The following is a 24541-nucleotide window of genomic DNA, read 5'->3' on the forward strand; positions in this document are numbered from 1 at the left end:
TCACTTGGCGCGCCTTCTGAAGTAAGCGTATTTGAAGCCCATCACCCACAACATACCGAAATATAGTGCAGCAAACAGCACGAGGCACGCGGCCATCAGCGCAATGCGATCGAGCGGCTGCGCGCGCATGCCGGTCCAGTCGAAATTGATCGCGCACCAGTGCATCAGGCCCGCGAGCACAAGCGCCGCGCCGACGAGCTGCACGAAAAAGCGCAGCCAGCCCGGCGACGGCTGGTAGATGCCGCGCTTGCGCAGCCCGAGGAACAGCAGCAGCGAATTCAGGCACGCGCCGACGCCGATGCTGAGCGTAAGGCCCGCGTGGCCGATCAGCGGCACGAACACGTAGTTCGACAGCTGCGTGACGATCAGCACGCCGACCGCGATCTTCACCGGCGTCTTGATGTCCTGCTTCGCATAGAAGCCCGGCGCGAGGATCTTGATCAGGATGATGCCGACGAGGCCGATCCCGTAGGTGGCCAGCGCGCGCGCGACCATCGTGACGGTATGCGCGTCGAACTTGCCGTAATTGAACAGCGTCGCGGTGAGCGGTGTCGCGAAGAAGAACAGCGCGAGCGCGCTCGGCGCCGCGAGCAGGAACGTGACGCGCAGCCCCCAGTCGAGCAGCGCCGAATACTCGTGCGAGTCGGCGTCGACGTGCGCCTTCGACAGGCTCGGCAGCAGGATCGTGCCGAGCGCGACGCCGAGCAGCGCGGTCGGGAATTCCATCAGGCGGTCGGCGTAATTGATCCACGACACGGCGCCCTGCCCGAGCCGCGATGCGATGTTGGTGTTGATGATCAGCGACAGTTGCGCAACGGACACCGCGAACGTCGCGGGCACCATCTTCGCGAGCACGCGCTTCACGCCCGGATGACGCAGCGCGCGCAGCGGGTTGATGCCGATCAGCGGCACCATGTCGATCTTCTTCAGGCCCGGCAACTGCACGAGAAACTGCAGCACGCCGCCGACGATGACCGCCCATGCAAGCGCGTAGACCGGCACCTTCAGGTGCGGCGCGACGAACACGGCCGCGGCGATGAACGCGACGTTGAGCAGCACCGGCGCGAACGCGGGCAGCGAGAAGCTCTTGTACGTGTTCAGCACGCCCGACGCGAGCGTGGTCAGCGAAATGAACACGATGTACGGGAACATGATCCGCGTCATCGTGACCGCGAGCGGGAACGCCTGGCCGTCGGCGTGCAGGCCGGACGCGACCGCGAACACGACCCACGACGCGCCGGCGATGCCGACGACCGACAGCACGGCCAGCGCCCAAGCGAGCACGGTGGACATCGCGTCGACGAGCGCCTTCGTCGCATCGTGCCCCTGCTGGTTCTTGAACTCGGCGAGGATCGGCACGAACGCCTGCGAGAACGCGCCTTCTGCGGACAGGCGGCGCAGCAGGTTCGGGATACGGAAGGCGACGTAGAACGCGTCGGTGTATTGACTGGCGCCGAACGCACGGGCGATCAGCGTCTCGCGGGCCAGTCCGGTCACGCGCGACAGCAGCGTGAAGCCGCTGACCGTCAGCAGGGCTCGGAATAGATTCATGGGGCGCTTATTATACGGACGTTGCGCGACCCGGCCACCGGCCGATGCCGAAAAGCGCGGCCGCCGGCGCTCCAGTTGGCGGACGTTACGTCGAACTTGCCACTCGCTTGATTTTGTTGCTATAATCGCCGGTTTCTGGGCTCGTACATGCACGGCAACTGCCGTTTTCATGTCCCGGCCTCGGTTAAAATCACCGTTTTTTTATGCGCCCCTGGGCAATCGTTCTCAGGGGACGGATCGAAAAGCAGCGCTTGGCCGTCAGGCTCCAAGCTCTGGAAACAGGACAGGATAAGGAACCGTCATGGCTAACTCCGCACAAGCACGCAAGCGCGCCCGCCAGGCCGCGAAGGCAAACTCGCACAACTCGGCGCTGCGCTCGAAATTCCGTACCGCGATCAAGTCGGTTCGCAAGGCTGTTGAAGCCGGCGACCAGGCAAAGGCTGCCGAGCTGTTCAAGGCTGCCGTGAAGACGATCGACACGATCGCCGACAAGAAGATCGTTCACAAGAACAAGGCCGCTCGCAGCAAGAGCCGCCTGGCCGCAGCCGTCAAGGGCCTGCAGGCAGCAGCGTAACTCCGGTGCGCCCGCTCACGCGGGCGTTCCTGTTTCCTGCGATCACGAAAAAGCCCGCCTAGGCGGGCTTTTTCGTTGCCTGCCGCCGGCGCATCGTGCGCGGCGGCAGTGCTTGCCTTGGGGGCGGGTGCGACACGCACCCTCGCCCGTCGGCATCAGTCACTTCTTCGTGTTGTAGTCCGGCAGTTCGCACGCCTCGGTCACGACGAGGTTGTTGTCCTTCGCGAAATTCAGCACGAAATCGAACGCCATCGGCTCGATGTCGCGCAACCGCGAATCGAGGATCACGCATTTGAGGTCGCCGAGCATCGTCGGGCGCACGTACAGCGAATACTTGAGACGCGCGTTCGGCCCGCTCGCCCCCGGCCCGAAGCAGGCCATCACACCGGCCAGACGTTCCGACCAGTCGCTCGGGCGAAACTTTTTCCCGTCTTTCGTGATGCCCTGGATGAAAAATTCGGTCGGAGGGGTTTCAGCCATGTGGTTACCCAAGTGACGGCCCGGCGATGCCCAGGCAACGGCGCCTGGATACGCGAACACAAAGCTGGAGGGTCGGCCGCACGCGCCGATCGATATCCCGAAAACGGAGCGTCGATGCGCGCCGCCGGTGGACTGCACCGGATGTGTGCAGCGCACGGCTTGTGTCCGGCAGAGCGCGAAAAGCCTTGCCTGCCGGGCTGGAGAAAACTTTCGAATTATACCGCAGCGCGCCATCGCGCGTCGTCCCGACACCCCTCTTCCCGCACGGCCGGTCGCGCGCGGCGATCCTGCCCCGCGTCTTTCGACGGCTTTTTCACGGCTCGTCAAAGCACAGAAAATCCTTTATGCTGCTTTGAGTTATCCACACCCGACGGCGGCGCCGTCCGGCCTCGCTGCCGGGTGAGACCCGCCGTATTTCGTTTCATGACCGCCAAAACCATTCGTCACTACCTGCAGTTCAAGGATTTCTCGCTGGAAGACTACGAGTACGTGCTCGAACGCACGGGTATCCTGAAGCGCAAGTTCAAGAACTACGAGACCTATCACCCGCTGCACGACCGCACGCTCGCGATGATCTTCGAGAAGAGCTCGACGCGCACGCGCCTGTCGTTCGAGGCCGGGATCTTCCAGCTCGGCGGCCACGCCGTCTTCATGAGCACGCGCGACACGCAGCTCGGCCGCGGCGAACCCGTCGAGGATTCCGCGCAGGTCATCTCGCGAATGGTCGACATCATCATGATCCGCACGTTCGAACAGGACGTGATCACGCGCTTCGCGCAGAATTCCCGCGTGCCGGTGATCAACGGGCTGACGAACGACTACCACCCGTGCCAGGTGCTCGCGGACATCTTCACGTACTACGAGCACCGCGGGCCGATCGCCGGCAAGACCGTCGCGTGGGTCGGCGACGCGAACAACATGCTGTACACGTGGATCGAGGCCGCGCAGATCCTCGGCTTCAAGCTGCGCCTGTCCACCCCGCCCGGCTATGCGCTCGACATGAAGCTCGTGTCGCCCGACAGCGCGCCGTTCTACGAGGTGTTCGACGATCCGAACGAAGCGTGCAAGGGCGCCGATCTCGTCACCACCGACGTGTGGACGAGCATGGGTTTCGAGGCCGAAAACGAGGCGCGCAAGCAGGCATTCGCCGACTGGTGCGTCGACGAGGAAATGATGGGCCACGCGAATCCGGATGCGCTCTTCATGCACTGCCTGCCCGCGCACCGCGGCGAGGAAGTGACGGCCGGCGTGATCGACGGCCCGCAGAGCGTCGTGTGGGACGAAGCGGAAAACCGCCTGCACGTGCAGAAGGCGCTGATGGAGTTCCTGCTGCTCGGCCGCCTCAAGCACTGACGCGCCGCCCAACGCACCCGCGTAAAAAAGCGCCGGTCGACGACCGGCGCTTTTCGTTTGGATGCGCGAAAACCGGCGCGCGCCGTTACAGGCAGACCGGTTCGGCCTCCAGCTCGACGCCGAACTGCGCGCGCACGTCAGCCTGGATCGCCCGCGCCAGCGCCAGCACGTCGGCGCCGGTCGCGCCGCCGCGATTGACGAGCACGAGCGCCTGGCGGTCGTGCACGGCCGCCGCCCCGAGTGCGCGCCCCTTCCAGCCGCAGCGGTCGATCAGCCAGCCGGCCGCGAGCTTCACCTGCCCGTCCGGCTGCGGATACGACACGACCTCCGGCACGCGGGCGCGCAGCGTGTCGAACTGCGCGGCGTCGATCACCGGATTCTTGAAGAAACTGCCCGCATTGCCGAGCACGAGCGGATCGGGCAGCTTCGCGCGGCGGATCGCGACGACCGCATCGAACACGTCGCGCGGCGTCGCCGCATCGGACGCGATGCCGCGCGCGTCGAGCTCGCGCGTGACGTCCGCGTAGCCGAGCCGCGGCGTCCATTGCTTCGGCAGCCGGAACGTCACCGCGACGATCGCGAACCGGCCGCGCCCTTCCCGCTTGAAGAAGCTGTCGCGATAGCCGAACGCGCAGCGCGCGGCGTCGAAGCGCTCGCTGCGCCCGGTCGCCAGCTCGACCGCGACCAGCGAATCAAAATACGCTTTCATCTCGAGACCGTACGCGCCGATGTTCTGGATCGGCGCGGCGCCGACGGTGCCCGGGATCAGCGCGAGATTCTCGAGGCCCGGCATCCCGTGCTCGAGCGTCCACGCGACGAACGCGTGCCAGTTCTCGCCGCCACCGGCCTCGACATACCACGCGTCGTCGTCCTCGCGCACGACGCGGCGGCCCGCGATCTCGTCGAGCAGCACGATGCCGTCGAAATCGCGCGTGAACACGATATTGCTGCCGCCGCCGAGCACGAGCTGCGGCAGGCTCGCGACCCGCGGGTCGCGATGCAGCGCCTCGAACTGCGCCGCCTGCGTGATGCGCGCGGCGAAGCGCGCGCGCGCGGCGATGCCGAACGTGTTGTGCGCGGCGAGCGGATGGTCGGGAAGCAGCGACAGGAAGCAATCGTCAGGAGGCATCGGCATTCGCGGTCACGTCGGCCGGGCGGCGCATGGCCGGCCTTGGGCAAACGGAGGGGCATCGGTAAAATGGCAAACAGTCCGCAATTATAGCGAGTGCCCGCGCGCGAGCCGGGTGCCCGCATCTCAAGGGAGAATGCCATGCCATCGTTCGACGTCGTTTCCGAAGCGAACATGATCGAAGTGAAGAACGCCATCGAGCAGTCGAACAAGGAAATTTCGACGCGCTTCGACTTCAAGGGCTCCGACGCGCGCGTCGAGCAGAAGGAACGCGAGCTGACGCTGTTCGCCGACGACGATTTCAAGCTCGGCCAGGTCAAGGACGTGCTGATCGGCAAGCTGGCCAAGCGCAACGTCGACGTGCGCTTCCTCGACTACGGCAAGGTCGAGAAGATCGGCGGCGACAAGGTCAAGCAGATCGTCACCGTGAAGAAGGGCGTAACGGGCGACCTGGCGAAGAAGATCGTGCGCCTCGTGAAGGACAGCAAGATCAAGGTGCAGGCAAGCATCCAGGGCGACGCGGTGCGCATCTCGGGCACGAAGCGCGACGACCTGCAGAGCACGATCGCGATGCTGCGCAAGGACGTGACCGACACGCCGCTCGACTTCAACAACTTCCGCGACTGACCGGCCGCCGATCCGTCGCGTCATCCGGCCGGGCCCCGCGCACGCGGCGCGCCCGGCGCGCGGCCAGCCGCGCGTGCTCAGGCTTTCCCGCCGTCCTGCGCGCCGCCGTCCGCGGCCGCCTTCTTCTTGTCGCCGATCCGGCTCTCCTGCCCCGCGAGCAGCTTCGAAATGTTGCCGCGGTGACGCCACACGAGCAGCACGCTCATCGCCAGCACGGCCCACGCGACCGGGTTGTGGCCCGGCATGCCGAACAGGAACACGTCGAATACCGGCGCGAACACGGCCGCGACCAGCGCCGCGAGCGACGAATAGCGGAAAAAGAACGCGACGATCAGCCAGGTCAGCGCGGTCGCGAGCCCGAGCACCGGGTGCACGGCGAGCAGCACGCCGGCCGCGGTCGCGACGCCCTTGCCGCCCTGGAAGCGGAAGAACACCGGGTACAGGTGGCCGAGGAACACGGCGATCGCAACCCACGCGATCGCGACGTCGGGCAGGCCGAAGCGCCGGGCGAGCCAGACGGCGATCCAGCCCTTGAACGCGTCGCCGACGAGCGTCAGGATCGCGGCCTTCTTGTTGCCGCTGCGCAGCACGTTGGTCGCGCCGGGATTCTTCGATCCGTACGAACGCGGGTCGGCCAGCCCCATCACGGAACTGACGACGACGGCGAACGACACCGAACCGATCAGGTAGGCAACGAGGGCGGCGAGCAGGATCTGCATGCGGAGGACTCTTCTTTCAACGTATCGGGAAAGGGACGGCCGTGCGCGGCAAGCCGGCAGGCCGAAACGGCGCCCATTCTACCGAACGGGCGCGGGGTGCCACGAAGGTGAAACCCTCAGTCGACGCTCGCACACTGCACCGGCTGCGCGCCGAGCAGCGACGTGAGCACCGCCGGCGCGAGGCTGACGAGGTAGCCGCGCCGGCCGCCGTTCAGGTAGATCGTCGGTAGTTCGAGGATCGTCGCCTCGACGTAGACGGGCATCGTCTTGCGCGTGCCGAACGGCGACGTGCCGCCGACGAGATAGCCCGAATGGCGGTTCGCGACGTCGGGCTTGCACGGCTCGACGCGCTTCGCGCCGATCTGCCGCGCGAGATTCTTCGTCGACACGGTGCGGTCGCCGTGCATCAGCACGATCAGCGGCTTCGCGTGCTCGTCTTCCATCACGAGCGTCTTCACGACGCTGTGCTCGTCGACGCCGAGCTGGCGCGCCGATTCGCCGGTGCCGCCGTGCTCGACGTATTCGTACGGATGCTCGCCGAACGCGACGCCATGGCGGCGCAGCAACTGGGTCGCGGGGGTTTCGGACACGTGTCTGGATTTGCTCATGGCGGCATTTTAATGGCGAACGATCGGCGAGCGCGCGATGGCGTGCCCGCGCCGGCGGTATACTCGCGGCCCGTTTTCCGCCGGCCCGCCGCATCGCCGTCGCAAGTGTGCCCATCATCGTTGCGAACATCGCGAAGCGCTATTGCCCGTTTGGCTGATTGTGGCGCGCGCGCCCTCATGGCACGATCGTTCGCAAATATCGTCGGCGCCGCCGGCCCCTCATCTGGAGACGCCATGTCCTCGCCCATCCGTTCATCCGAATCGCTCGACGTCGATGCGCTGCTCGCCGCGCTGCCGCGCCGCATCGCCGACGTGCCCGCGCACCGGGCCGCGCAGTCGCCCGCGCATCCGGCGCTGATCGAGGATGCTCGCCGGCTGTCGTACGGCGAGCTGGCGCAGGCCGTCGACGCGGCGGTCGCGCGGCTCGCGGGCCTCGGCGTGCAAGGCGGCGACCGCGTGATGATCGTCGCGGAAAACTGCGTCGCGCAGATCGTGCTGCTGTTCGCGGCCGCGCGCCTCGACGCCTGGGCGCTCGTGTCGAACGCGCGGCTGTCGGCCGCCGAGCTCGACGCGATCGCCGCGCATGCGCGTCCGAAGCTGATCGCGTTCACGACCGACGCATCGGCCGACGCGCGCACCCACGCCGAGCGGCTCGGCGCGACGCCCGCCGGCGCGCTGCCGGTCGACATCGGCGCGTGGTCGTATCGCGTCGATCCAAGCACCCCCGCCGAACCGGTGGCCGCCGACGGCGCCGGGCAATGCGCGGCGCTGATCTACACGACTGGCACGACCGGTACGCCGAAAGGCGTGATGCTGTCGCACCGCAACCTGCTGTTCATCGCGGCGATATCGAGCACGCTGCGCCGCGTGTCTCCTGACGACGTCGTCTACACGGTGCTGCCCGTGTCGCACGTGTACGGGCTCGCGTCGGTATGCGTCGGCAGCCTCTACGCAGGCGCGACGCTGCGGCTCGCGCCGCGCTTCTCGCCGGAAGCCGTGCGTGTCGCGCTCGCCGACGAAGGCGTGACGATCTTCCAGGGCGTGCCCGCGATGCACGCGAAGCTGCTCGAACACCTGCACACGCACGGCCACGCGTGGCGCGCGCCGCGGCTGCGCTTCGCGTATTCGGGCGGCTCGCCGCTCGATGCGAACCTGAAGGCCCGCGTCGAGCGCCTGTACGGCGTGCCGCTGCACAACGGCTACGGGATGACCGAAAGCAGCCCGACGATCACGCAGACGCCGCTCGACGCGCCGCGCGCGGACAGTTCGGTCGGCGTGCCGATTCCGGGCGTCGACATGCGGATCGTCGCGCCGGACGGCACCGACGTGCCGCCGGGCGAAGTCGGCGAAATCCGCGTGCGCGGGCCGAACGTGATGCTCGGCTACTACCGCGACACGGACGCGACGCGCGCGGCCGTGTCGCCGGACGGCTGGCTGAGCACCGGCGATCTGGCGCGGCAGGACGCGGACGGCGCGGTGACGATCGTGGGCCGCAGCAAGGAGCTGATCATCCGCTCGGGCTTCAACGTGTATCCGGTCGAGGTCGAACAGGTGCTGAATGCGCATCCGGACGTCGTGCAGGCGGCCGTGATCGGCCGCGCGATCGACGGCAACGAGGAAGTGCTCGCGTTCGTCGAGCTGGTGCCCGGCGCGGCGGCGAACGAGGCGGCATTGCACGCGTGGTGCGCGGATCGGCTCACCGCTTACAAGCGCCCTGCGCATATCCGCGTGCTCGATGCGCTGCCGGCCGCGTCGACCGGCAAGGTGCTCAAGCACCGGCTACGCGAACTGGTCTGACGCCGCCGCCGGCGCGCTGCGCGAGTCCGCATTGCAGTCCGCGCCGCGCGAATGCACGCGCGGCACGCGTCAGCCGCGCGGGTGATGCTGCGCGTGCAGCGTCCTGAGCCGCTCGCGCGCGACGTGCGTATAGATCTGCGTGGTCGAGATGTCGCTGTGGCCGAGCAGCAGCTGCACGACGCGCAGGTCGGCGCCGTGGTTCAGCAGGTGCGTCGCGAACGCGTGCCGCAGCGTGTGCGGCGACAGGTGCGCGCGCACGTCGGCCTGCTGCGCGTGACGCTTGATGATGTTCCAGAACTGCTGGCGCGTCATCCCGTCCCCGCGCGCGGTCACGAACAGCGCATCAGCCGCGCGTGCGCCGAGCAGCGCCGGCCGCGCATCGCGCAGGTAGCGTTCGATCCAGCCGTGCGCGACTTCGCCGAACGGCACGAGCCGCTCCTTCGACCCCTTGCCCATCACGCGCACGACGCCTTCGTTGAGGCCGACCTCGACCGTCTTCAGCGTCACGAGTTCGCTCACGCGCAGCCCGCTCGCGTACATCAGCTCGAGCATCGTGCGATCGCGCAGGCCGAGCGGCGTGCCGATGTCGGGCGCGCCGAGCAGCGCCTCGACCTGCGCCTCGGACAGCGTCGACGGGAATCGGGCCGCCTGTTTCGCGGACGTGATCCGCAGCGTCGGGTCGGCGCTCGCGCGATGCTCGCGCACGGCCCAGCCGTAATAGCGGCGGAACACGGACAGCCGCCGGTTCGACGACGTCGCCTTGCCGTCGCTGCGCGCGGCGATGTAGCCGGTCACCATCGCCTCGTCGGCCGAGTCGAGCGGCGCGCCGTGCGTCGCGGCCAACCAGTGGGAAAACAGCACCAGGTCGCGCCGGTACGCATCGAGCGTGTTGCGCGCGAGCCCGTGCTCGAGCCACAGCGCATCGCAGAACACGTCGATCGACGCGCGGCTCGCGAGCAGCGCGGGCGATGCCGCAACGGCGTCGATCTCGCTGTCGTTGTCGGCGCGGGGGGAAATCATCGGTTCGCTCATTGGTACGGCACGCCCTCGTGCGCCAGCAGCCAGCGCTTCACTTTCTGGTAATAGCCGTTGTCGTCGTGGTTCGCGAATCCGCCGAGGCCGCCCGCCGCGACGACGCGATGGCACGGAATCACGAGCGGGAAGTAGTTCGCGCCGCACGCCTGGCCGACCGCGCGCGGCGCGCTGCCGATTCGCTTCGCGACCTGGCCGTAGGTCAGCACCGTACCGGGCGGGATGTCGCTGATCACGTCCCATACGCGGTGCTGGAATGCGCTGCCGACGTCGGCGAGCGGCAGGTCGAAGCGCGCCGATGCGCGCTCGAAATAACGTTCGATCTGCTCGACCGCGCGCTTCGCGAGCGCCGAGTCCGGATCGACCGACTTCATCGATTCGGGCAGATAGACGATCTCGCGCACCACCGCGGCATCCGTGCGGATGCCGACCTTGCCGAACGGCGCGTCGATGACTGCGTTGAACATGGACTTCTCCTGACCGGAATGCGCGCGGCCCTGCCCGCGCGCCGACGACACTTTACGCCGCCTTCACGCGGCTCGCAGCGCCCATTCGACATGCTCGCGCACGATCGGCGACGGATCGTCGGCGCGGGCGCGCAGCGCGGCGACGATCGCGGCGCGCGCCGGCGGCGCGAGCCGGTCCGCGCCGGTGCGCAGCGCATTGCCGAGCCCGACCGCGAGATTGCGCAGCCAGCTTTCGTAGCCGATGCGCCGGATCGCGCTGCCCTGCATCCGCGTATCGAACGTCTCGCCGTCCCACGCGAACAGCTCGACGAGCGTCGCGCGGTCGAGGCCGTGCCGCACGTCGAAGTCGGCGACGGGCGCGGCCTGCGCGAATTTGTTCCACGGGCACACGAGCTGGCAGTCGTCGCAACCGTACACGCGATTGCCGATCATCGGCCGCAGCGGCTCGGGGATGCTGCCTTTCAGTTCGATCGTCAGATACGAGATGCAGCGGCGCGCGTCGACGCGGTACGGCTCGACGATCGCGCCGGTCGGGCACGCGTCGATGCAGCGCGTGCAGCTGCCGCAGTGCGCGCCGGGCGCCTCGGGCGCGCTGTCGGGCGACGTGTGCGCGTCGGTCGGCAGCGGCAGGTCGACGTAGATCTCGCCGAGAAAGAACAGCGAGCCGGCATCGCGCTGCAGCAGCAGCGTGTGCTTGCCGCGCCAGCCGACCCCGGCCTTCTGCGCGAGCTCGACTTCGAGCACGGGCGCCGAATCGGTGAACACGCGGTAGCCGAACCCGCCGATCTCGTGCTCGATGCGCTCCGCGAGCGTCTGCAACCGGTTGCGCAGCACCTTGTGATAGTCGCGGCCGCGCGCATAGATCGACACGACGGCCGCCTGTGGATCGTCGAGCCGCGCCCGTTCGCGCGCGCGCCAGTCGTGCGGCGCGAGCGCGCCGGGCTCGTCGTCGGGCGTGTCGGCCGCGAGCGTTTCGGCCGGCATATAGGCGAGCCGCACGGAAATCACGCGTCGCGTACCGGCCACAAGTTCGGCCGGCCGCGCGCGTTTCATCCCATGTTTGGCCATATAATCCATTTCGCCGTGGTATCCGGCTTCCAGCCAGGCGGCAAGGCCCGCTTCGGCATCCGAGAGATCGGTGTCGCTGATGCCGATCGCCCCGAAACCCAATTCGCGCCCCCACGCCCTGATGCGAGCGGCGAGCGCACTCAACGCCGCATCGTCGAGCGCGCACGGCGCCGCGCCTTCGCCATGAGTCGAAGGCCTGTCGGATGCGGCGCGTTCCGGTAGTCGGTTCATCGCACTATTTTACGAGAATGCCAGCCACGTCCAGCCAACCGCCTCATGCCATGTTGCCCGCCCCGCTCGCGGAGCGCGTGATCGCGCTCGCCGACGAAGCTGCAACCGAGGCCTTCGGCACCCGCTTCGCGCACGCGCTCGACGCGGCGCGCATCGAGCTCGGCCGCGCCCATGCGTTCGACGGGCTGCAGATCCAGCTGGTCGGCGATCTCGGCGCGGGCAAGACGACCCTCGTGCGCGCGATCCTGCGCGGCCTCGGCCACCCGGGGCGCGTGCGCAGCCCGACCTATACGCTCGTCGAGCCGTACGCGCTCGAGCGCAGCGACGGGGAACTCGAGGTCTATCACTTCGATCTGTATCGATTCAACGATCCGGCCGAATGGTCCGATGCAGGCTTTCGCGAATATTTCAATTCCAGCGCGATCTGCCTCGTCGAATGGCCGCAACAGGCGGGTGCGCTGCTCGGCGTGCCCGATCTGGTTTTCTCGCTCGACGTGGATGGCGACGGCCGTGCCCTCACCGTCCGGGCGTACAGCGCTTCAGGAAAGGCATGTCTCGAAAGATGTTGATCAAACCGTTCCGCTCGATCGAATCGGCGGCCACCGCGACGCACAACTGGCGGCGCCGTCAGATCCTGCGCGCGGGGGCGTCGACGCTGGTGCTCGGTCTCGTCGCGCCGCGGCTCGCGCACGCGTCGTCGGTGCTCGGCGTGCGCGTGTGGCCCGCACGCGATTACACGCGCGTCACGATCGAATCCGACCAGCCGCTGCAGAATAGCCAACAGCTGCTGCAGGGTCCCGACCGCCTGGTCGTCGATCTGAACGGCCTCGACCTCGACCAGGCGCTGCGCGATCTCGTATCGAAGATCGCGCCGAACGATCCGCAGATCCAGTCGGTGCGCGTCGGCCAGTATCAGCCGCACGTCGTGCGGATGGTGTTCGACCTGAAAGGCTCGGTGAAGCCGCAGGTGTTCACGCTGCCGCCCGTCGGCACGTACAAGTACCGGCTCGTGTTCGACCTGTATCCGGCCGTCGCGCCCGATCCGCTGTCCGACCTGATCGCGCAGACGGAACGCAAGGAACAGGCGCTCAACGACACCGCGCGCGCGCAGCAGATGCAACCGCCGTCCACGCTGGCCGGCCCGGGCACCCCGCCGCCCGGCGCGGGCGCGGGCGACAACAGCGACGCATTCTTCCAGCGTTTCGCGCAGAACACCCCGGCCGCGCCGCATACGCCGCCGGCCGCCGGCACGCCGTCGACGCCCGCGAAGCCGGCCGTCAAGCCGCCGCCCGTCATCGCGCGCCGCGACGACAACGACGACGACGGGGACACCTACAAGTTCACCGCGCCAAAATCCGGCAAGGGCGGCACGGTACGCCTGCTGACGGTCGCGATCGACCCGGGCCACGGCGGCGAGGATCCGGGCGCGATCGGCGGCGGCGGCACGTACGAGAAGCACATCGCGCTCGACATCGCGAAGAAGCTGCGCGCGAAGATCGACGCCGCCCCGAACATGCGCGCGATGATGACGCGCGACGCCGACTTCTTCGTGCCGCTGAACGTGCGCGTGCAGAAGGCGCGCCGCGTCGGCGCCGACCTGTTCGTGTCGATCCACGCGGATGCGTTCACGACGCCGTCCGCGCGCGGCTCGTCGGTGTTCGCGCTGTCCGACCACGGCGCGACGAGTGCCGCGGCGCGCTGGATGGCGAACAAGGAGAATTCGTCGGACCTGATCGGCGGCATCAACATCAAGACGGCGGACGCGGCCGTGAACCGCGCGCTGTTCGACATGTCGACGACCGCGCAGATCCGCGACTCGCTGCGCTACGGCAACTACGTGCTGAAGGAAGTGGGCGGCATCAACAAGCTGCACAAGGGCTCGGTCGAGCAGGCCGGGTTCGCGGTGCTGAAGGCGCCCGACATTCCGTCGATCCTCGTCGAGACCGCGTTCATCAGCAACCCGGACGAAGAGCGCCGCCTCAACGACGACAGCTATCGCGACGAGATGGCCGACGCGATCTTCCGCGGCATCAAGCGTTATTTCGCCGCGAATCCGCCGCTCGCGAAGAACCGGATGGCCTGAGCGTCACCCGTTCCCTGCCGCCGGCACGCCGCGCGTGCCGGCGCGTCACGATGCCGCGAAGCGGCTCAGCAGTTTCCCGCCGAACACGTTCACCGCGAGCCCGCCCATCACGAGCGCGGCGCCGATCAGCTGCGATTGCGTCAGATGCTCGTCGAGCAGCAGCGCCGACGACGCGAGCCCGACGATCGGCACCAGCAGCGAGAACTGCGCGACCTGCGCGGCCGGGTAGCGCGACAGCAGGCGGCTCCACAGCCCGTAGCCGAGCAGCGTCGCGACGAACGCGAGATAGACGACCGCGAAGATCGACGCGCCGTCGAGCCCGGCGAGCGCGGTCGCGATCCGCCGCGGCCCCTCGAACCACAGCGACAGCAGGAAGAACGGCACGGGCGGCACGAGGCTCGCCCACACGACGAGCGACACGAGGTTGGCCTTCCCGACCTTCTTCGTGACGATGTTGCCGACGGCCCACATCGCGGCCGAGCAGATCGTCAGCAGGAAGCCCGCGAGCGTCATCGCGCGGCCGCCCTGCGCGGCGATCACGACGAGCCCGGCCGCGGCGATCGCGAGCCCGACCAGGTTCTGCACGCGCAGCCGCTCGCCGAGGAACAGCATCGCGAACACCAGCGTGAAGAACGCCTGCGATTGCAGCACGAGCGACGCGAGGCCGGCCGGCATCCCGACGTACATGCCGGTGAACAGGAACACGAACTGGCCGAGCTGGATCGTCGCGCCGTACAGCACCAGCAGCCGCCACGAAATCTGCGGCCGCCGCACGAAGAACGCCGCCGGCACGGCCGCGAGCGTGAAGCGCAGCGCGCCGAGCAGCATCGGCGGCATGCCGTGCAGGCCGACCTTGATCACGACGAAGTTCACGCCCCACGCCAGGATCACGACCAGCGCGAGCAGCAAGTCCTTCGGGGCCATCATCGGCGTCTCCTCGATTGTCGAATTGTCGTTGTGAAGCCGGTCAGTCTACCGGGTTTCGCCGCCGCGCCCGATACCCGCGCGGCGCATATGGAATCGGCGGCGGACGCGGTGGCTTGTGCCGCGCGGCGGACGCAGCACGACGCGTGCCTGCCGCGGCCGCCTCGCGCCGCCAGTACAATGACCGCCAACCCAGCCGCTCCCCACGAGGCCCGCCATGACCGACTCGATCAAAGCCCTGCTGAAGCCGCACGTGCGCGACATCGGCAACCTGCAGGTGCGCCGCACGCTGCCCGCGCTCGCCGCACGCCTCGTCGGCCCGTTCATCTTCTTCGATCACATGGGGCCCGCCGCACTGCCGGCCGGCACGGGGCTCGACGTGCGCCCGCATCCGCACATCGGGCTCGCGACGGTCACCTACCTGTTCGACGGCGCGATCCTGCATCGCGACAGCCTCGGCTCGCTGCAGGAAATCGTGCCGGGCGACGTGAACTGGATGACGGCCGGCCGCGGGATCGTCCACTCCGAGCGTACGCCCGACGCGCAGCGCGCGAACGGCCACACCGTGCACGGGATCCAGACCTGGGTCGCACTGCCGAAAACGCACGAGACGACCGAGCCGTCGTTCGAGCACCACGCCGCCGACACGCTGCCCAAGCGCGATGAAAACGGCGTCGCGCTGACGGTGATCGCCGGCGACGCGTTCGGGCTGCATTCGCCCGTGACGACGTTCTCGCGCACGCTGTACGTCGCGGCCGAATTCGCGGTCGGCGGCCGGCTCGAACTCGATGCGTCGCACGAGGAGCGCGCGGTCTACGTGGTCGATGGCGATCTCGCGATCGACGGCACGCCGGTGCCGGCCGAACGGATGGCCGTGCTCGCGCCGGGCGCGACGGTCGCGCTGACGAGCGGCAGCGGTGCGCGCGCGATGCTGCTCGGCGGCGACCGGATCGACGGCGAACGCTTCATCGAATGGAATTTCGTCGCGAGCAGCCGCGACGCGATCGAGCACGCGAAAGCAGCATGGACGCGCCAGGAAATGGGCAAGGTGCCCGGCGAGACCGAGTGGATTCCGCTGCCCGAATCGAAGCCGCGTTGAAAAAGCGGCGCGCCGCCCCCATCCTGACGATATTCGAACGGAAGAGAACGACATGGACACCACGCTTGCCACATTCGAGAAAGACGTCATCGAGGCGTCGCTGGACACGCCCGTGCTGGTCGACTTCTGGGCGCCGTGGTGCGGCCCGTGCAAGACGCTCGGCCCGCTGCTGGAAAAACTCGAAGCCGATTACGCCGGCCGCTGGAAGCTCGTGAAGGTCAACGTCGACGAGAACCAGGAACTCGCCGCGCACTTCCAGACGCGCAGCATCCCGCACGTGATCGCGTTCGCCGACGGGCGGCCGGTCGACCAGTTCGTCGGCGTGCTGCCCGAAGGGCAGTTGCGCGCGTTCCTCGACCGGCTGCTGCCGGCGGCCGAGGAAGCCGAGCGCCGCGCCGCGCAGTACGCGATGGCCGAACAGCGCTTCGACGATGCGCTCACGCACCTCGAAGCGGCGCTCGCGCTGAACCCCGGCTACGACGACGCGCGCCTCGACCTGATCGAGCTGCTGCTCGCGCGCAACGAAGTCGACGCCGCGCGCGCGGAGACCGAGCGCCTGTCGCCGCAGACCGTGCAGAACGGCGACCCGCGCTACCAGGCGATCAAGACCCGTTTCGACGCGCTCGACGCCACGGCCGACCTGCCGCCGACCGACGCGCTCGAGGCACGCATCGCGGCGAACCCGGCCGATCTCGACGCGCGCTTCGACCTCGCGCAGAGCCTGATCGCGCGGCGCGCGTACGAAGGGGCGCTGGAGCAGTTGCTGGAAATCGTGACGCGCGATCGCGCATACGGCGACGACCTCGGCCGCCGCACGATGATCTCGGTGTTCGAACTGGCCGGCGATCGCCCCGACCTCGTCGCCGCATGGCGACGCAAGCTGAGCATGGCGCTCAACTGACCTGACGCGCGACTGGCCGGACCGCAACGGCCCGGCTGCATCGCCGTCTCGCCCGCGGCGCGCTCCCCGCGCCGAAGCGTCATCCTTCCCTGCCCGCGCGCCGCGCGCTCAGCCGGCCGCCTGTGCCGCGATCGCCCGCAGCGCATGCGCGGCCGCCGCGAAACCGAAGCTCGCGGTCACGCACACGCTCGAACCGAAGCCTGCGCAGTTGAGCCCCGCGACATGCGCGGCAGCGGACGGCTCCGCGCCGTCCTCGATGTCGCAGGCCGCCGCTTCCGGATAGATCAGCGGCTCGTCCGAATATACGGCGCTGACCTTGAAGCGCGCCTTCGGCCCGCGCGGAAAACCGTGCTGCTTGCGCAATTGCGCGCGCACCTTCGACAACAGCGGATCCTGGATCGTCAGCGCGAGATCGTCGATGCGGATGCGCGTCGGGTCGAGCTGTCCGCCCGCGCCGCCGACGACGATCAATGGCTGCCGTTTCGCGACGCACCATGCGATCAGCGCGACCTTCGTGCGCACGCTGTCGATCGCATCGATCACGTAGTCGAAGCCGCCGCCGAGCAGCGCGTCGAAGTTGTCGGGCTCGACGAAATCCTCGATCCGGTTCACGCGGCACGCGGGATCGATCAGCGCGATCCGCTCGGCCATCGCGTCGACCTTCGGCTTGCCGTAATTGCCGTCGAGCGCATGGACCTGCCGGTTCGTGTTGCTTTCCGCGACGTTGTCGAGATCGATCAGCGTCAGCGTGCCGACCGCGTTGCGCGCGAGCGCCTCGGCCACCCACGACCCGACGCCGCCGATCCCGATCACCGCGACGTGCGCCCGCTCGAACGCGGCGGCCGCCGGCGCGCCGTACAGGCGCGCGACGCCGCCGAAACGCCGGGCGCGATCCACGTCAAGCTGGATTTCCGGGGTCGGGGTAAGATCAGAAGAACGGGGCGGGGCAGCGTCGGCGGAGGACATGGCAGCAAGGAAAACGTAAGTCGTGCAGCCCTCTATTTTGCCTGAACTCCCCGCTCCCCCGCCCCACTGTGCACGCACGATTCTCGCGCGTTAGCTATACTGGCCCCAGATTGAAGCGTTTGCATAACATGACGACTCTCGCCGATCTTCGCATCAACTATTCGCGTGCTTCGCTCGACGAAGCCGATGCCGCCCCCGACCCGTTCGCCCAGTTCGATCGCTGGTTCAAGGAGGCGCTCGCCGCCAAGCTGCCCGAGCCGAACACGATGACGCTCGCGACCGTCGGCGCCGACGGCCGGCCGTCGGCCCGAATCGTGCTCATCAAGGGCGTCGACGAACGCGGGTTCGTCTTCTTCACCAATTACGACAGCCGCAAGGGCCACGATCTCGCCGTGCATCCGCAAGCCGCGCTGCTGTTCTACTGGATCGAGCTCGAGCGCCAGGTGCGCATCGAGGGCCGGATCGAGAAAACCAGCGCGGAAGAAAGCGACCGCTATTTCGCATCGCGCCCGCTCGGCTCGCGCATCGGCGCATGGGCGTCGGACCAGAGCACCGTGATCGACAGCCGCGCGACGCTCGAAGCGCGCGAGCAGGCCGTCAGCGAACGCTACGGCGACAACCCGCCGCGCCCGCCGCACTGGGGCGGCTACCGCCTTGTGCCCGACGCGATCGAATTCTGGCAGGGGCGCCCGTCGCGGCTGCACGACCGCCTGCTCTATACGCGCGACGCCGCGGCGGCGCCGGGCTGGACGATCTCGCGCCTGTCGCCGTAAGCGCGGCGCCGGCGTGCGCCGGTCGTGTCTCGTGTTGCATCCGGGTGCCTGCGCCGCAAGCGGTGGGCGCCGGTCAAGATACTTGGCTGTATTCGATTCAACGAACAAACGGAGAATCCAAATGTTCTGGGAAAAGAAGCTGGCACAGTGGGCGGATGAAGTACGGGCAAAAGCGAACATACCGGCGCGACTCGTGCTGTGGAACGGCGATCAACTCGATTTCGGCACCTTCAGCGCGCCGCAGGTCACGCTGAAGGTGAACAGCGCATCGGCGTTGCCGCTGCTGCTCGAACCGAGCCTCGACAATCTCGGCGAGGCGTACGTGAAGGGCAAGATCGACATCGAAGGCAAGCTGTCGGACATCATCAACATCGGCTACTCGCTCGCGCGCAGCACCGTGACGAGCGCGAGCAAGCTGGCCCGCGTGAAACGCTACTTCAATCACACGAAGAGCACCGACAAGAAGGCGATCCAGTACCACTACGACGTGTCGAACGCGTTCTACCAGCTGTGGCTCGACGAGAACATGGTGTACTCGTGCGCGTACTTCGAGAACGGCGACGAGGATCTCGCCACCGCGCAGATCAAGAAGATCGACCACATCCTGACGAAGATCCAGCTCGAGCCCGGCCAGCGCCTGCTCGACATCGGCTGCGGCTGGGGCGCGCTCGTGCTGCGCGCCGCGCAGAAGTTCGGCGCGACGTGTCTCGGCGTGACGCTGTCGCAGAACCAGTTCGACCTCGCGACCGCGCGTGTGAAGGCCGCGGGGCTCGAGGACAAGATCGAGATTCGTCTGCAGGATTACCGCGAGATCGACGGCCAGTTCGACCGGATCACGAGCGTCGGGATGTTCGAGCACGTCGGCCGCAAGAACCTGCCGCTCTACTTCTCGCGCGTGCGCGAGCTGCTCACCGACGACGGCATCGCAATGAATCACGGGATCACGTCGACCGACGCGGAAAGCGGCGAAACGGCGCTCGGCGGTGGCGAATTCATCGATCGCTACGTGTTCCCGGACGGCGAGCTGCCGCACATCAGCCTCGCGCTCGAAGCGGCGCAGCGCGGCGGCCTCGAGGCGGTTGACGTCGAAAGCCTGCGCCGGCACTATGCGCGCACGCTCGATATCTGGACGGAAAACTTCGAAGCGAAAGCCGAGGAAGCGAGAAAGCTCGTCGACGACGAAAAATTCCGCATCTGGCGCGTGTATCTCGCCGGCTGCGCGTATGCGTTCGAGCACGACGACGTGTCGATCTTCCAGATCGTGTGCCGCAAGGCCGGACGCAGCGCGAAAACGCTGCCGTGGTCGCGGCGCTACATGTACGAACACGCGCTGCCGCGCTAGGCGGCGCATCACGCAGGGCATGCATGGGTGACGGCAGGACGCGGCGCAACGCGCCGCCGCAACGACAGCCGCGCGACGACGCCAACGAGTCGCACGCCGACGGACAGTTCGATCTGTTCGGCGTGCCGACGGATGCCGCACGCGCGTCGCCGCCGGACGACGATCGCCCCGCCAGCGCCGATGAGCACGTGACGCCGGACGCGCAGGAGGACGCGCGACCGACGCGGCTTGCCCGACAGACCTCCCGCCCCGCCGCCGATGACGACGAGCCTGCCCCGTCGTCCGGCCTGCTGTGGGACGAACCGCCCCCGCCGGCCGCCGAGCCGAAGAAAGGCCGCCGCAAGCGCGGCGTACTGCCCGCGCCGATCTCGGCGGACGTGGCCGACGCCGCGGCAGGCCTCCCGCCGAACGTGCGGCTCGGCACGTCGTCGTGGTATTTCCCCGGCTGGAACGGCATCGTCTACGACGGCGATTTCGCGCAGACGAAGCTGTCGCGCGAAGGGCTCGAAGCGTACGGCGCGCATCCGCTGCTGAAGAGCGTGAGCCTCGACCGGTCGTTCTACGGGCCGCTGTCGGTGGCCGACTACCTGCGCTACGCGCAGCAGGTGCCCGACGATTTCCGCTTCGTCGTGAAGGCGCCGGCCGCGGTGACCGACGCGGTGATCCGCGGCCGGCGCGGCGAGCCGTCCGGGCCGAACCCGACCTTCCTCGATGCCCAGCTCGCGACCCGCGAATTCGTCCAGCCGTGTCTCGACGGGCTCGGCCGGAAAGCCGGCGTGCTCGTGTTCCAGTTCTCGCCACTGCCCGATCAGCTGCTCGCGGAGCCGGCCGCGCTGATCGACCGGCTCGCCGCGTTCTTCGCGGCGCTGCCGCCGCTGCCGCCGGACGCCGACGGCACGCGCTACGCGATCGAGATCCGAGACGCGAGCCTGCTCACGCCGCGCTTCATCCGCGCGCTGGCCGCGCTCGGCGTGCGCTACTGCGTCGGCCTGCACGCGCGGATGCCCGACCCGCTGCGCCAGGCCGCCGCGCTCGCACTGCTCGACGGCGATGCGCCGGGCCCGCTGATCGTGCGCTGGAGCCTGCACGGCGGCTTCAAGTACGAGCAGGCGAAAGCGAAATACGAGCCGTTCGACAAGCTCGTCGACGAAGATCCGGCCACGCGCTCGGCGCTCGCAGAACTCGCCGCGCGCTATGCGCTGGCCGGGCAGCCGGTGATCATCACGATCAACAACAAGGCGGAAGGCTCCGCGCCGCTGTCGTGCATCGCGCTCGCCCGCGAAATCGCCGCCGCGTGCGCGCAGTGGCGCAACGAGGCGGCTTGACGCTGGTTTCGCCGGCTTGCGCCGCCGACGCTCAGGCGCCGCGCAGCGACTTCAGCCGGTGCGAGAACTTCTGCCGGAATTTCGCGAGCTTCGGCCCGATCACGACCGAGCAATAGCCCTGCCCCGGGTTCCGCGCGTAATAGTTCTGGTGATAGTCCTCGGCCGGCCAGTAGTTGCCGTCGAGCGGCACGACCTGTGTGACGATCGGCTGGCCGAACACCTGCTCGCGTTCGAGCTCGCGGATCACGTCGAGCGCCGTGTCGCGCTGCGCATCCGAATGCGTGAACACAACCGACCGGTACTGCGTGCCGACGTCGTTGCCCTGCCGGTTCAGCGTGGTCGGATCGTGCGTCGCGAAGAAGATCTCGAGGATCTCGCGATAGCCGATGCGCGCCGGATCGAACGTCACGTTGACGACTTCCGCGTGGCCGGTGTCGCCTTCGCAGATGTCGCGATAGCCCGGGTTGCGCGTATGGCCGCCCGCGTAACCCGACTGCACGGCCGTCACGCCGTCGACGTCGAGAAACACGGCCTCCGTGCACCAGAAACACCCGCCTCCGAGCGTCGCGGTTTCAAGCATCTCGTTCCCCATGAAATCAGTCCCTCGTGGATGAAGGCAGCCGGCACGCCAGTACCGGCGCCGTCGTTTCGCGTCGCCGCCGCCCGCCCGCGGGGCGGCACGCAGCGGCACTCCGGCAAGTATCTCACTCGCGCGCGAAACTGGCAGATCACCCAGGTGCCGCGCCCGACTCGCCTGCACGATTCTCGTCTACACTTAGGCACGCGCTGGCGCGGCGGCAAACCCGCCGCCACGCGCGCAGCGTTCGATGCATGCCCGACCCTGATGCAAACATCATCTGCCGGAACATCGCTATGCATGCCTTAACAGAATTCACCCGCATCACCCGCCCGGCCGCTGCCGCGTCGCGAGGCGCCGCTTCGGCTGCTTCATCACGTTGCCGCCCGTCCGCCCCGCCGCCGGTGCGGCGATCCGGCCTGTCGCCGTCACCCGCTTTCCCCGCTTTCACGATCTGATGCACGGCGCCGCGCGTGGCACCGACACGTGCGTCCGTGCGTCGATCGCACCCGCCGGCACGATGCACCCCGCGCGGCCATCCCGACCCGCACGCCCGCAACGAACGGCCGTGCGTTCACGATCCCAACCCATCGAGGAGGCATCACCATGAGCATGCGGCCCGACCCGACGTTTCACGCTTCGCCCGAGCTTGCGATGCAGGCGCCGGCGGAAGCGTTTGCCTATACGTTGTTGCTGAGCCCCGATTTTTCCAGACCCGACGCGCTCGCCGTGATCGACGTGAAGCCCGGTTCGCCGACGTACGGCAAGATCGTCCATACGGTGACGATGCCGAATACCGGCGACGAGTTTCACCATTTCGGCTGGAATGCGTGCTCGTCGTCGCTGTCGCCGCTCACCGGCCATGCGTTCCTCGAGCGCCGCTTCCTGATCATCCCCGGCCTGCGCTCGTCGCGCATCTACGTGATCGACACGAAGCCGCATCCGACGCAGGCGCGCATCCACAAGATCATCGAACCCGACGAGATCTTCGCGAAAACCGGCTATTCGCGGCCGCACACCGTGCATTGCGGGCCCGAGGGCATCTACGTGAGCACGCTCGGCGGCGCGGGCAAGGACGGCACCGACGGCGCGCCCGGCATCTTCATCATGGATTGCGAGACCTTCGACGTGCTCGGCCGCTGGGAGATCGACCGCGGCCCGCAGGACAAGCATTACGACTTCTGGTGGAACCTGCCGCGCGACTACATGGTGTCGAGCGAATGGGCGCTGCCGCCGCAATTCGAGAACGGGATCGTCCCCGAGGACCTGCTCGCGAACAAGTACGGGCACCGGCTGCATTTCTGGGACCTGCGCGCGCGGCGCAACGTGCAGACGATCGATCTCGGCGCGCAGCACCAGATGGCGCTCGAGGTGCGGCCCGCGCACGACCCGGTGCGCGAATACGGATTCGTCGGCGTCGTGGTAGACACGACCAATCTCGAAGGCTCGATCTGGACCTGGTGGCGCGAAGACGGCAAGTTCCATGTGAAGAAGACCGCGACGATCCCGGCCGAGCCGGCCACGGCCGACGAGCTGCCGCCGCTGCTGCAAGGATTCGGCGCGGTGCCGCCGCTCGTGACCGACATCGACCTGTCGCTCGACGACCGCTTCCTGTACGTGTCGTGCTGGGGCACCGGCGAGATGCGCCAGTACGACGTGTCGGACCCGCACAACCCGGTGCTCGCCGGGTCGGTGCGCATCGGCGGCATCGCGCGCCGTGCGCCGCACTCGAACGGCCGCGCGTTCGCGGGCGGCCCGCAGATGGTCGAGATCAGCCGCGACGGCCGGCGCGTGTACTGGACCAACTCGCTCTATTCGACGTGGGACGATCAGTTCTATCCGGACGGCGTGCCGGCCGCGCAGGTGCTCGCGCACGCGGGGCCGGACGGCGGGCTGACGCTCGCCGACGACTACTGGGTCGAATTCCCCGACGGCTATCGCGCGCACCAGATCCGGCTCGAAGGCGGCGACTGCTCGACCGACTCGTTCTGCTATCCGTCGGTCAAGCGTTGAGCGCCGGCCTTCCCGCGCCGTTCGCGCTGTGGGCGGCCGTGCTCGCGAGCGGCGTCTATCACGGGCTCAACCCGGCGATGGGCTGGCCGCTCGCGGTGTCGAACGCGCTGATGACGCGCCGCGGTCGCGCCCTCGTCGCGGCGCTCGGCTATCTCGCGGTCGGTCATGCGCTGGCCGTCTTCGCGGTGATGCTGCCGTTCGGGCTGCTCGCGGCGCTGCTCGCGTGGCAGTCGGCGATCCGGATCGGCGCGAGCGCGCTGGTGATCGGCTTCGGCGCGGTGCTGCTGATCCGGCGCCGGCATCCGCGGGCGCTCGCGCGGATTCCGCCGGCGCGGCTCGGCCTGTGGTCGTTCGCGGTCGCGCTCGCGCACGGCGCGGGGCTGATGCTCGTGCCGATCTACCTCGGTCTGTGCGGGCTGGATCGCGATGCCGGCCACCGCGCGGCGGCAACGCTCGTCGATGCGCATCTCGGGATGGCGCTCGTCGTCGCGGCCGTGCATGCGGCCGCGATGATCGCCGCCGGCGGCGGGCTCGCGTGGCTCGTGTACCGCTATCTCGGGCTGAAGTTCGTGTCGCGCAGCTGGTTCAATCTCGATACGGTGTGGGCGTCGAGCCTGATCGTCACGGGGGCGTTGTCGCTCGGGCTGGCGGCGGCGCGATAGCGCGGGTAGCGATCGCTCGCTGGCGCAACGACATGCCGCGCGGCATGGCCGCGGCGTTAAAAACGGGACAGAACCGCGCTGCCGGTCGCGCGCCGCAGTGTTCGCTACGTCACCCTGCCGTCGCGATGCGCCGCCCGACCGGGCCCGGCGGCCCCGATTCCGCTAAAATCGGGCCATGCGCCCCCCTTCCCAATCGACCGCCTTGTCGTCTTTCGTCCGCCGCACCCGTCACGCCCGTGT

General features: G+C 68.4%; 24 protein-coding genes. 13 read left to right on the forward strand and 11 right to left on the reverse strand.

Annotation, left to right across the window (positions count from 1 at the left end; genetic code table 11):
* Entirely contained in the window at nt 1-1551 is a 1551-nt protein-coding gene (gene murJ / locus KR541_RS13300) for a murein biosynthesis integral membrane protein MurJ (protein WP_050017059.1), read from the reverse strand.
* Between the two features lie 301 nt (nt 1552-1852).
* Between murJ and rpsT the strand changes: the two genes are divergently transcribed.
* Complete coding sequence (gene rpsT / locus KR541_RS13305; RefSeq protein WP_006482211.1) at nt 1853-2125, forward strand: 30S ribosomal protein S20; 273 nt, start codon at nt 1853-1855, stop codon at nt 2123-2125.
* A gap of 159 nt (nt 2126-2284) precedes the next feature.
* On the opposite strand, the gene KR541_RS13310 is transcribed toward rpsT, so the two are convergent.
* Complete coding sequence (locus tag KR541_RS13310; RefSeq protein ID WP_011546046.1) at nt 2285-2605, reverse strand: DUF3579 domain-containing protein; 321 nt, start codon at nt 2603-2605, stop codon at nt 2285-2287.
* Nucleotides 2606-3028: 423 nt separating this feature from the next.
* Between KR541_RS13310 and argF the strand changes: the two genes are divergently transcribed.
* On the forward strand, nt 3029-3958 hold the full coding sequence (gene argF / locus KR541_RS13315) for an ornithine carbamoyltransferase (RefSeq protein ID WP_027785240.1): 930 nt from the start codon (nt 3029-3031) through the stop codon (nt 3956-3958).
* Between the two features lie 85 nt (nt 3959-4043).
* Here the strand turns inward: argF and murB are convergent, their stop codons facing one another.
* A complete protein-coding gene (murB, locus tag KR541_RS13320; protein ID WP_050017055.1) occupies nt 4044-5093 on the reverse strand; it encodes a UDP-N-acetylmuramate dehydrogenase in 1050 nt (349 codons plus the stop codon).
* 135 nt (nt 5094-5228) lie between these two features.
* Here murB and KR541_RS13325 point away from each other — a divergent pair, with 135 nt between their 5' ends.
* Nucleotides 5229-5714: a YajQ family cyclic di-GMP-binding protein gene (locus tag KR541_RS13325; protein WP_006482217.1), complete on the forward strand. Its 486-nt coding sequence runs from the start codon at nt 5229-5231 to the stop codon at nt 5712-5714.
* 77 nt (nt 5715-5791) lie between these two features.
* On the opposite strand, the gene plsY is transcribed toward KR541_RS13325, so the two are convergent.
* Nucleotides 5792-6433, reverse strand: coding sequence for a glycerol-3-phosphate 1-O-acyltransferase PlsY (gene plsY / locus KR541_RS13330; RefSeq protein WP_050017052.1), 642 nt, complete (start codon nt 6431-6433; stop codon nt 5792-5794).
* A gap of 116 nt (nt 6434-6549) precedes the next feature.
* Nucleotides 6550-7041, reverse strand: a complete 492-nt coding sequence (gene ybaK, locus KR541_RS13335; protein WP_047898865.1) for a Cys-tRNA(Pro) deacylase — start codon at nt 7039-7041, stop codon at nt 6550-6552.
* A 234-nt stretch (nt 7042-7275) separates the two neighbouring features.
* Here ybaK and KR541_RS13340 point away from each other — a divergent pair, with 234 nt between their 5' ends.
* Nucleotides 7276-8838, forward strand: coding sequence for a class I adenylate-forming enzyme family protein (locus KR541_RS13340; protein WP_050017049.1), 1563 nt, complete (start codon nt 7276-7278; stop codon nt 8836-8838).
* A 69-nt stretch (nt 8839-8907) separates the two neighbouring features.
* Here the strand turns inward: KR541_RS13340 and xerD are convergent, their stop codons facing one another.
* From xerD to queG, 3 genes are all read right to left on the reverse strand, one after another.
* Nucleotides 8908-9870, reverse strand: a complete 963-nt coding sequence (gene xerD, locus KR541_RS13345; protein ID WP_050017047.1) for a site-specific tyrosine recombinase XerD — start codon at nt 9868-9870, stop codon at nt 8908-8910.
* A complete protein-coding gene (locus KR541_RS13350) occupies nt 9867-10337 on the reverse strand; it encodes a methylated-DNA--[protein]-cysteine S-methyltransferase (RefSeq protein WP_050017046.1) in 471 nt (156 codons plus the stop codon). The genes xerD and KR541_RS13350 overlap by 4 nt, the downstream gene beginning before the upstream one ends.
* Before the next feature lie 63 nt (nt 10338-10400).
* On the reverse strand, nt 10401-11636 hold the full coding sequence (gene queG / locus KR541_RS13355) for a tRNA epoxyqueuosine(34) reductase QueG (RefSeq protein ID WP_050017043.1): 1236 nt from the start codon (nt 11634-11636) through the stop codon (nt 10401-10403).
* 17 nt (nt 11637-11653) lie between these two features.
* Here queG and tsaE point away from each other — a divergent pair, with 17 nt between their 5' ends.
* Nucleotides 11654-12205 (forward strand): tRNA (adenosine(37)-N6)-threonylcarbamoyltransferase complex ATPase subunit type 1 TsaE, encoded by a 552-nt coding sequence (tsaE, locus tag KR541_RS13360; protein WP_050017041.1) that lies wholly within the window; start codon nt 11654-11656, stop codon nt 12203-12205.
* Complete coding sequence (locus KR541_RS13365) at nt 12187-13719, forward strand: N-acetylmuramoyl-L-alanine amidase (protein WP_050017039.1); 1533 nt, start codon at nt 12187-12189, stop codon at nt 13717-13719. Before tsaE ends, KR541_RS13365 begins: the two co-directional genes overlap by 19 nt.
* 45 nt (nt 13720-13764) lie before the next feature.
* Here KR541_RS13365 and KR541_RS13370 read toward each other — a convergent pair whose 3' ends face one another.
* The gene (locus KR541_RS13370; RefSeq protein WP_176016142.1) at nt 13765-14643 is read right to left on the reverse strand and encodes an EamA family transporter; all 879 of its coding nucleotides are present in this window, start codon (nt 14641-14643) and stop codon (nt 13765-13767) included.
* Nucleotides 14644-14860: 217 nt separating this feature from the next.
* Here KR541_RS13370 and KR541_RS13375 point away from each other — a divergent pair, with 217 nt between their 5' ends.
* Complete coding sequence (locus KR541_RS13375; RefSeq protein ID WP_050017036.1) at nt 14861-15742, forward strand: pirin family protein; 882 nt, start codon at nt 14861-14863, stop codon at nt 15740-15742.
* A gap of 52 nt (nt 15743-15794) precedes the next feature.
* Nucleotides 15795-16643 (forward strand): thioredoxin, encoded by an 849-nt coding sequence (trxA, locus tag KR541_RS13380; RefSeq protein ID WP_050017034.1) that lies wholly within the window; start codon nt 15795-15797, stop codon nt 16641-16643.
* A 108-nt stretch (nt 16644-16751) separates the two neighbouring features.
* Here the strand turns inward: trxA and KR541_RS13385 are convergent, their stop codons facing one another.
* Nucleotides 16752-17609 (reverse strand): tRNA threonylcarbamoyladenosine dehydratase, encoded by an 858-nt coding sequence (locus KR541_RS13385; RefSeq protein WP_050017033.1) that lies wholly within the window; start codon nt 17607-17609, stop codon nt 16752-16754.
* A 128-nt stretch (nt 17610-17737) separates the two neighbouring features.
* Between KR541_RS13385 and pdxH the strand changes: the two genes are divergently transcribed.
* The 3 genes from pdxH (at nt 17738) to KR541_RS13400 (ending at nt 21049) form a co-directional block, all read left to right on the forward strand.
* The gene (gene pdxH / locus KR541_RS13390) at nt 17738-18382 is read left to right on the forward strand and encodes a pyridoxamine 5'-phosphate oxidase (protein WP_050017032.1); all 645 of its coding nucleotides are present in this window, start codon (nt 17738-17740) and stop codon (nt 18380-18382) included.
* Nucleotides 18383-18503: 121 nt separating this feature from the next.
* Nucleotides 18504-19724, forward strand: a complete 1221-nt coding sequence (locus tag KR541_RS13395; protein ID WP_050017030.1) for an SAM-dependent methyltransferase — start codon at nt 18504-18506, stop codon at nt 19722-19724.
* Nucleotides 19725-19747: 23 nt separating this feature from the next.
* Nucleotides 19748-21049, forward strand: coding sequence for a DUF72 domain-containing protein (locus tag KR541_RS13400; protein WP_050017029.1), 1302 nt, complete (start codon nt 19748-19750; stop codon nt 21047-21049).
* Nucleotides 21050-21080: 31 nt separating this feature from the next.
* Here the strand turns inward: KR541_RS13400 and msrA are convergent, their stop codons facing one another.
* Complete coding sequence (msrA, locus tag KR541_RS13405) at nt 21081-21641, reverse strand: peptide-methionine (S)-S-oxide reductase MsrA (protein WP_050017027.1); 561 nt, start codon at nt 21639-21641, stop codon at nt 21081-21083.
* Between the two features lie 591 nt (nt 21642-22232).
* Here msrA and KR541_RS13410 point away from each other — a divergent pair.
* Both KR541_RS13410 and KR541_RS13415 read left to right on the forward strand, forming a co-directional pair.
* Nucleotides 22233-23639, forward strand: a complete 1407-nt coding sequence (locus tag KR541_RS13410) for a selenium-binding protein SBP56-related protein (RefSeq protein ID WP_050017025.1) — start codon at nt 22233-22235, stop codon at nt 23637-23639.
* Entirely contained in the window at nt 23636-24301 is a 666-nt protein-coding gene (locus KR541_RS13415; protein ID WP_050017023.1) for a hypothetical protein, read from the forward strand. Before KR541_RS13410 ends, KR541_RS13415 begins: the two co-directional genes overlap by 4 nt.
* Nucleotides 24302-24541: the final 240 nt, after the last annotated feature.

The sequence above is a fragment of the Burkholderia sola genome (assembly GCF_905400185.1).
GTDB classification, from domain to species: domain Bacteria; phylum Pseudomonadota; class Gammaproteobacteria; order Burkholderiales; family Burkholderiaceae; genus Burkholderia; species Burkholderia sola.

Excerpts from the sequence above, each read along its gene's own strand:
- murJ (WP_050017059.1), bottom strand. The coding sequence starts at position 1,551 with ATGAATCTATTCCGAGCCCTGCTGACGGTCAGCGGCTTCACGCTGCTG.
- rpsT (WP_006482211.1), top strand. The coding sequence starts at position 1,853 with ATGGCTAACTCCGCACAAGCACGCAAGCGCGCCCGCCAGGCCGCGAAG.
- KR541_RS13310 (WP_011546046.1), bottom strand. The coding sequence starts at position 2,605 with ATGGCTGAAACCCCTCCGACCGAATTTTTCATCCAGGGCATCACGAAA.
- argF (WP_027785240.1), top strand. The coding sequence starts at position 3,029 with ATGACCGCCAAAACCATTCGTCACTACCTGCAGTTCAAGGATTTCTCG.
- murB (WP_050017055.1), bottom strand. The coding sequence starts at position 5,093 with ATGCCGATGCCTCCTGACGATTGCTTCCTGTCGCTGCTTCCCGACCAT.
- KR541_RS13325 (WP_006482217.1), top strand. The coding sequence starts at position 5,229 with ATGCCATCGTTCGACGTCGTTTCCGAAGCGAACATGATCGAAGTGAAG.
- plsY (WP_050017052.1), bottom strand. The coding sequence starts at position 6,433 with ATGCAGATCCTGCTCGCCGCCCTCGTTGCCTACCTGATCGGTTCGGTG.
- ybaK (WP_047898865.1), bottom strand. The coding sequence starts at position 7,041 with ATGAGCAAATCCAGACACGTGTCCGAAACCCCCGCGACCCAGTTGCTG.
- KR541_RS13340 (WP_050017049.1), top strand. The coding sequence starts at position 7,276 with ATGTCCTCGCCCATCCGTTCATCCGAATCGCTCGACGTCGATGCGCTG.
- xerD (WP_050017047.1), bottom strand. The coding sequence starts at position 9,870 with ATGAGCGAACCGATGATTTCCCCCCGCGCCGACAACGACAGCGAGATC.
- KR541_RS13350 (WP_050017046.1), bottom strand. The coding sequence starts at position 10,337 with ATGTTCAACGCAGTCATCGACGCGCCGTTCGGCAAGGTCGGCATCCGC.
- queG (WP_050017043.1), bottom strand. The coding sequence starts at position 11,636 with ATGAACCGACTACCGGAACGCGCCGCATCCGACAGGCCTTCGACTCAT.
- tsaE (WP_050017041.1), top strand. The coding sequence starts at position 11,654 with ATGCCAGCCACGTCCAGCCAACCGCCTCATGCCATGTTGCCCGCCCCG.
- KR541_RS13365 (WP_050017039.1), top strand. The coding sequence starts at position 12,187 with ATGTCTCGAAAGATGTTGATCAAACCGTTCCGCTCGATCGAATCGGCG.
- KR541_RS13370 (WP_176016142.1), bottom strand. The coding sequence starts at position 14,643 with ATGGCCCCGAAGGACTTGCTGCTCGCGCTGGTCGTGATCCTGGCGTGG.
- KR541_RS13375 (WP_050017036.1), top strand. The coding sequence starts at position 14,861 with ATGACCGACTCGATCAAAGCCCTGCTGAAGCCGCACGTGCGCGACATC.
- trxA (WP_050017034.1), top strand. The coding sequence starts at position 15,795 with ATGGACACCACGCTTGCCACATTCGAGAAAGACGTCATCGAGGCGTCG.
- KR541_RS13385 (WP_050017033.1), bottom strand. The coding sequence starts at position 17,609 with ATGTCCTCCGCCGACGCTGCCCCGCCCCGTTCTTCTGATCTTACCCCG.
- pdxH (WP_050017032.1), top strand. The coding sequence starts at position 17,738 with ATGACGACTCTCGCCGATCTTCGCATCAACTATTCGCGTGCTTCGCTC.
- KR541_RS13395 (WP_050017030.1), top strand. The coding sequence starts at position 18,504 with ATGTTCTGGGAAAAGAAGCTGGCACAGTGGGCGGATGAAGTACGGGCA.
- KR541_RS13400 (WP_050017029.1), top strand. The coding sequence starts at position 19,748 with ATGGGTGACGGCAGGACGCGGCGCAACGCGCCGCCGCAACGACAGCCG.
- msrA (WP_050017027.1), bottom strand. The coding sequence starts at position 21,641 with ATGGGGAACGAGATGCTTGAAACCGCGACGCTCGGAGGCGGGTGTTTC.
- KR541_RS13410 (WP_050017025.1), top strand. The coding sequence starts at position 22,233 with ATGAGCATGCGGCCCGACCCGACGTTTCACGCTTCGCCCGAGCTTGCG.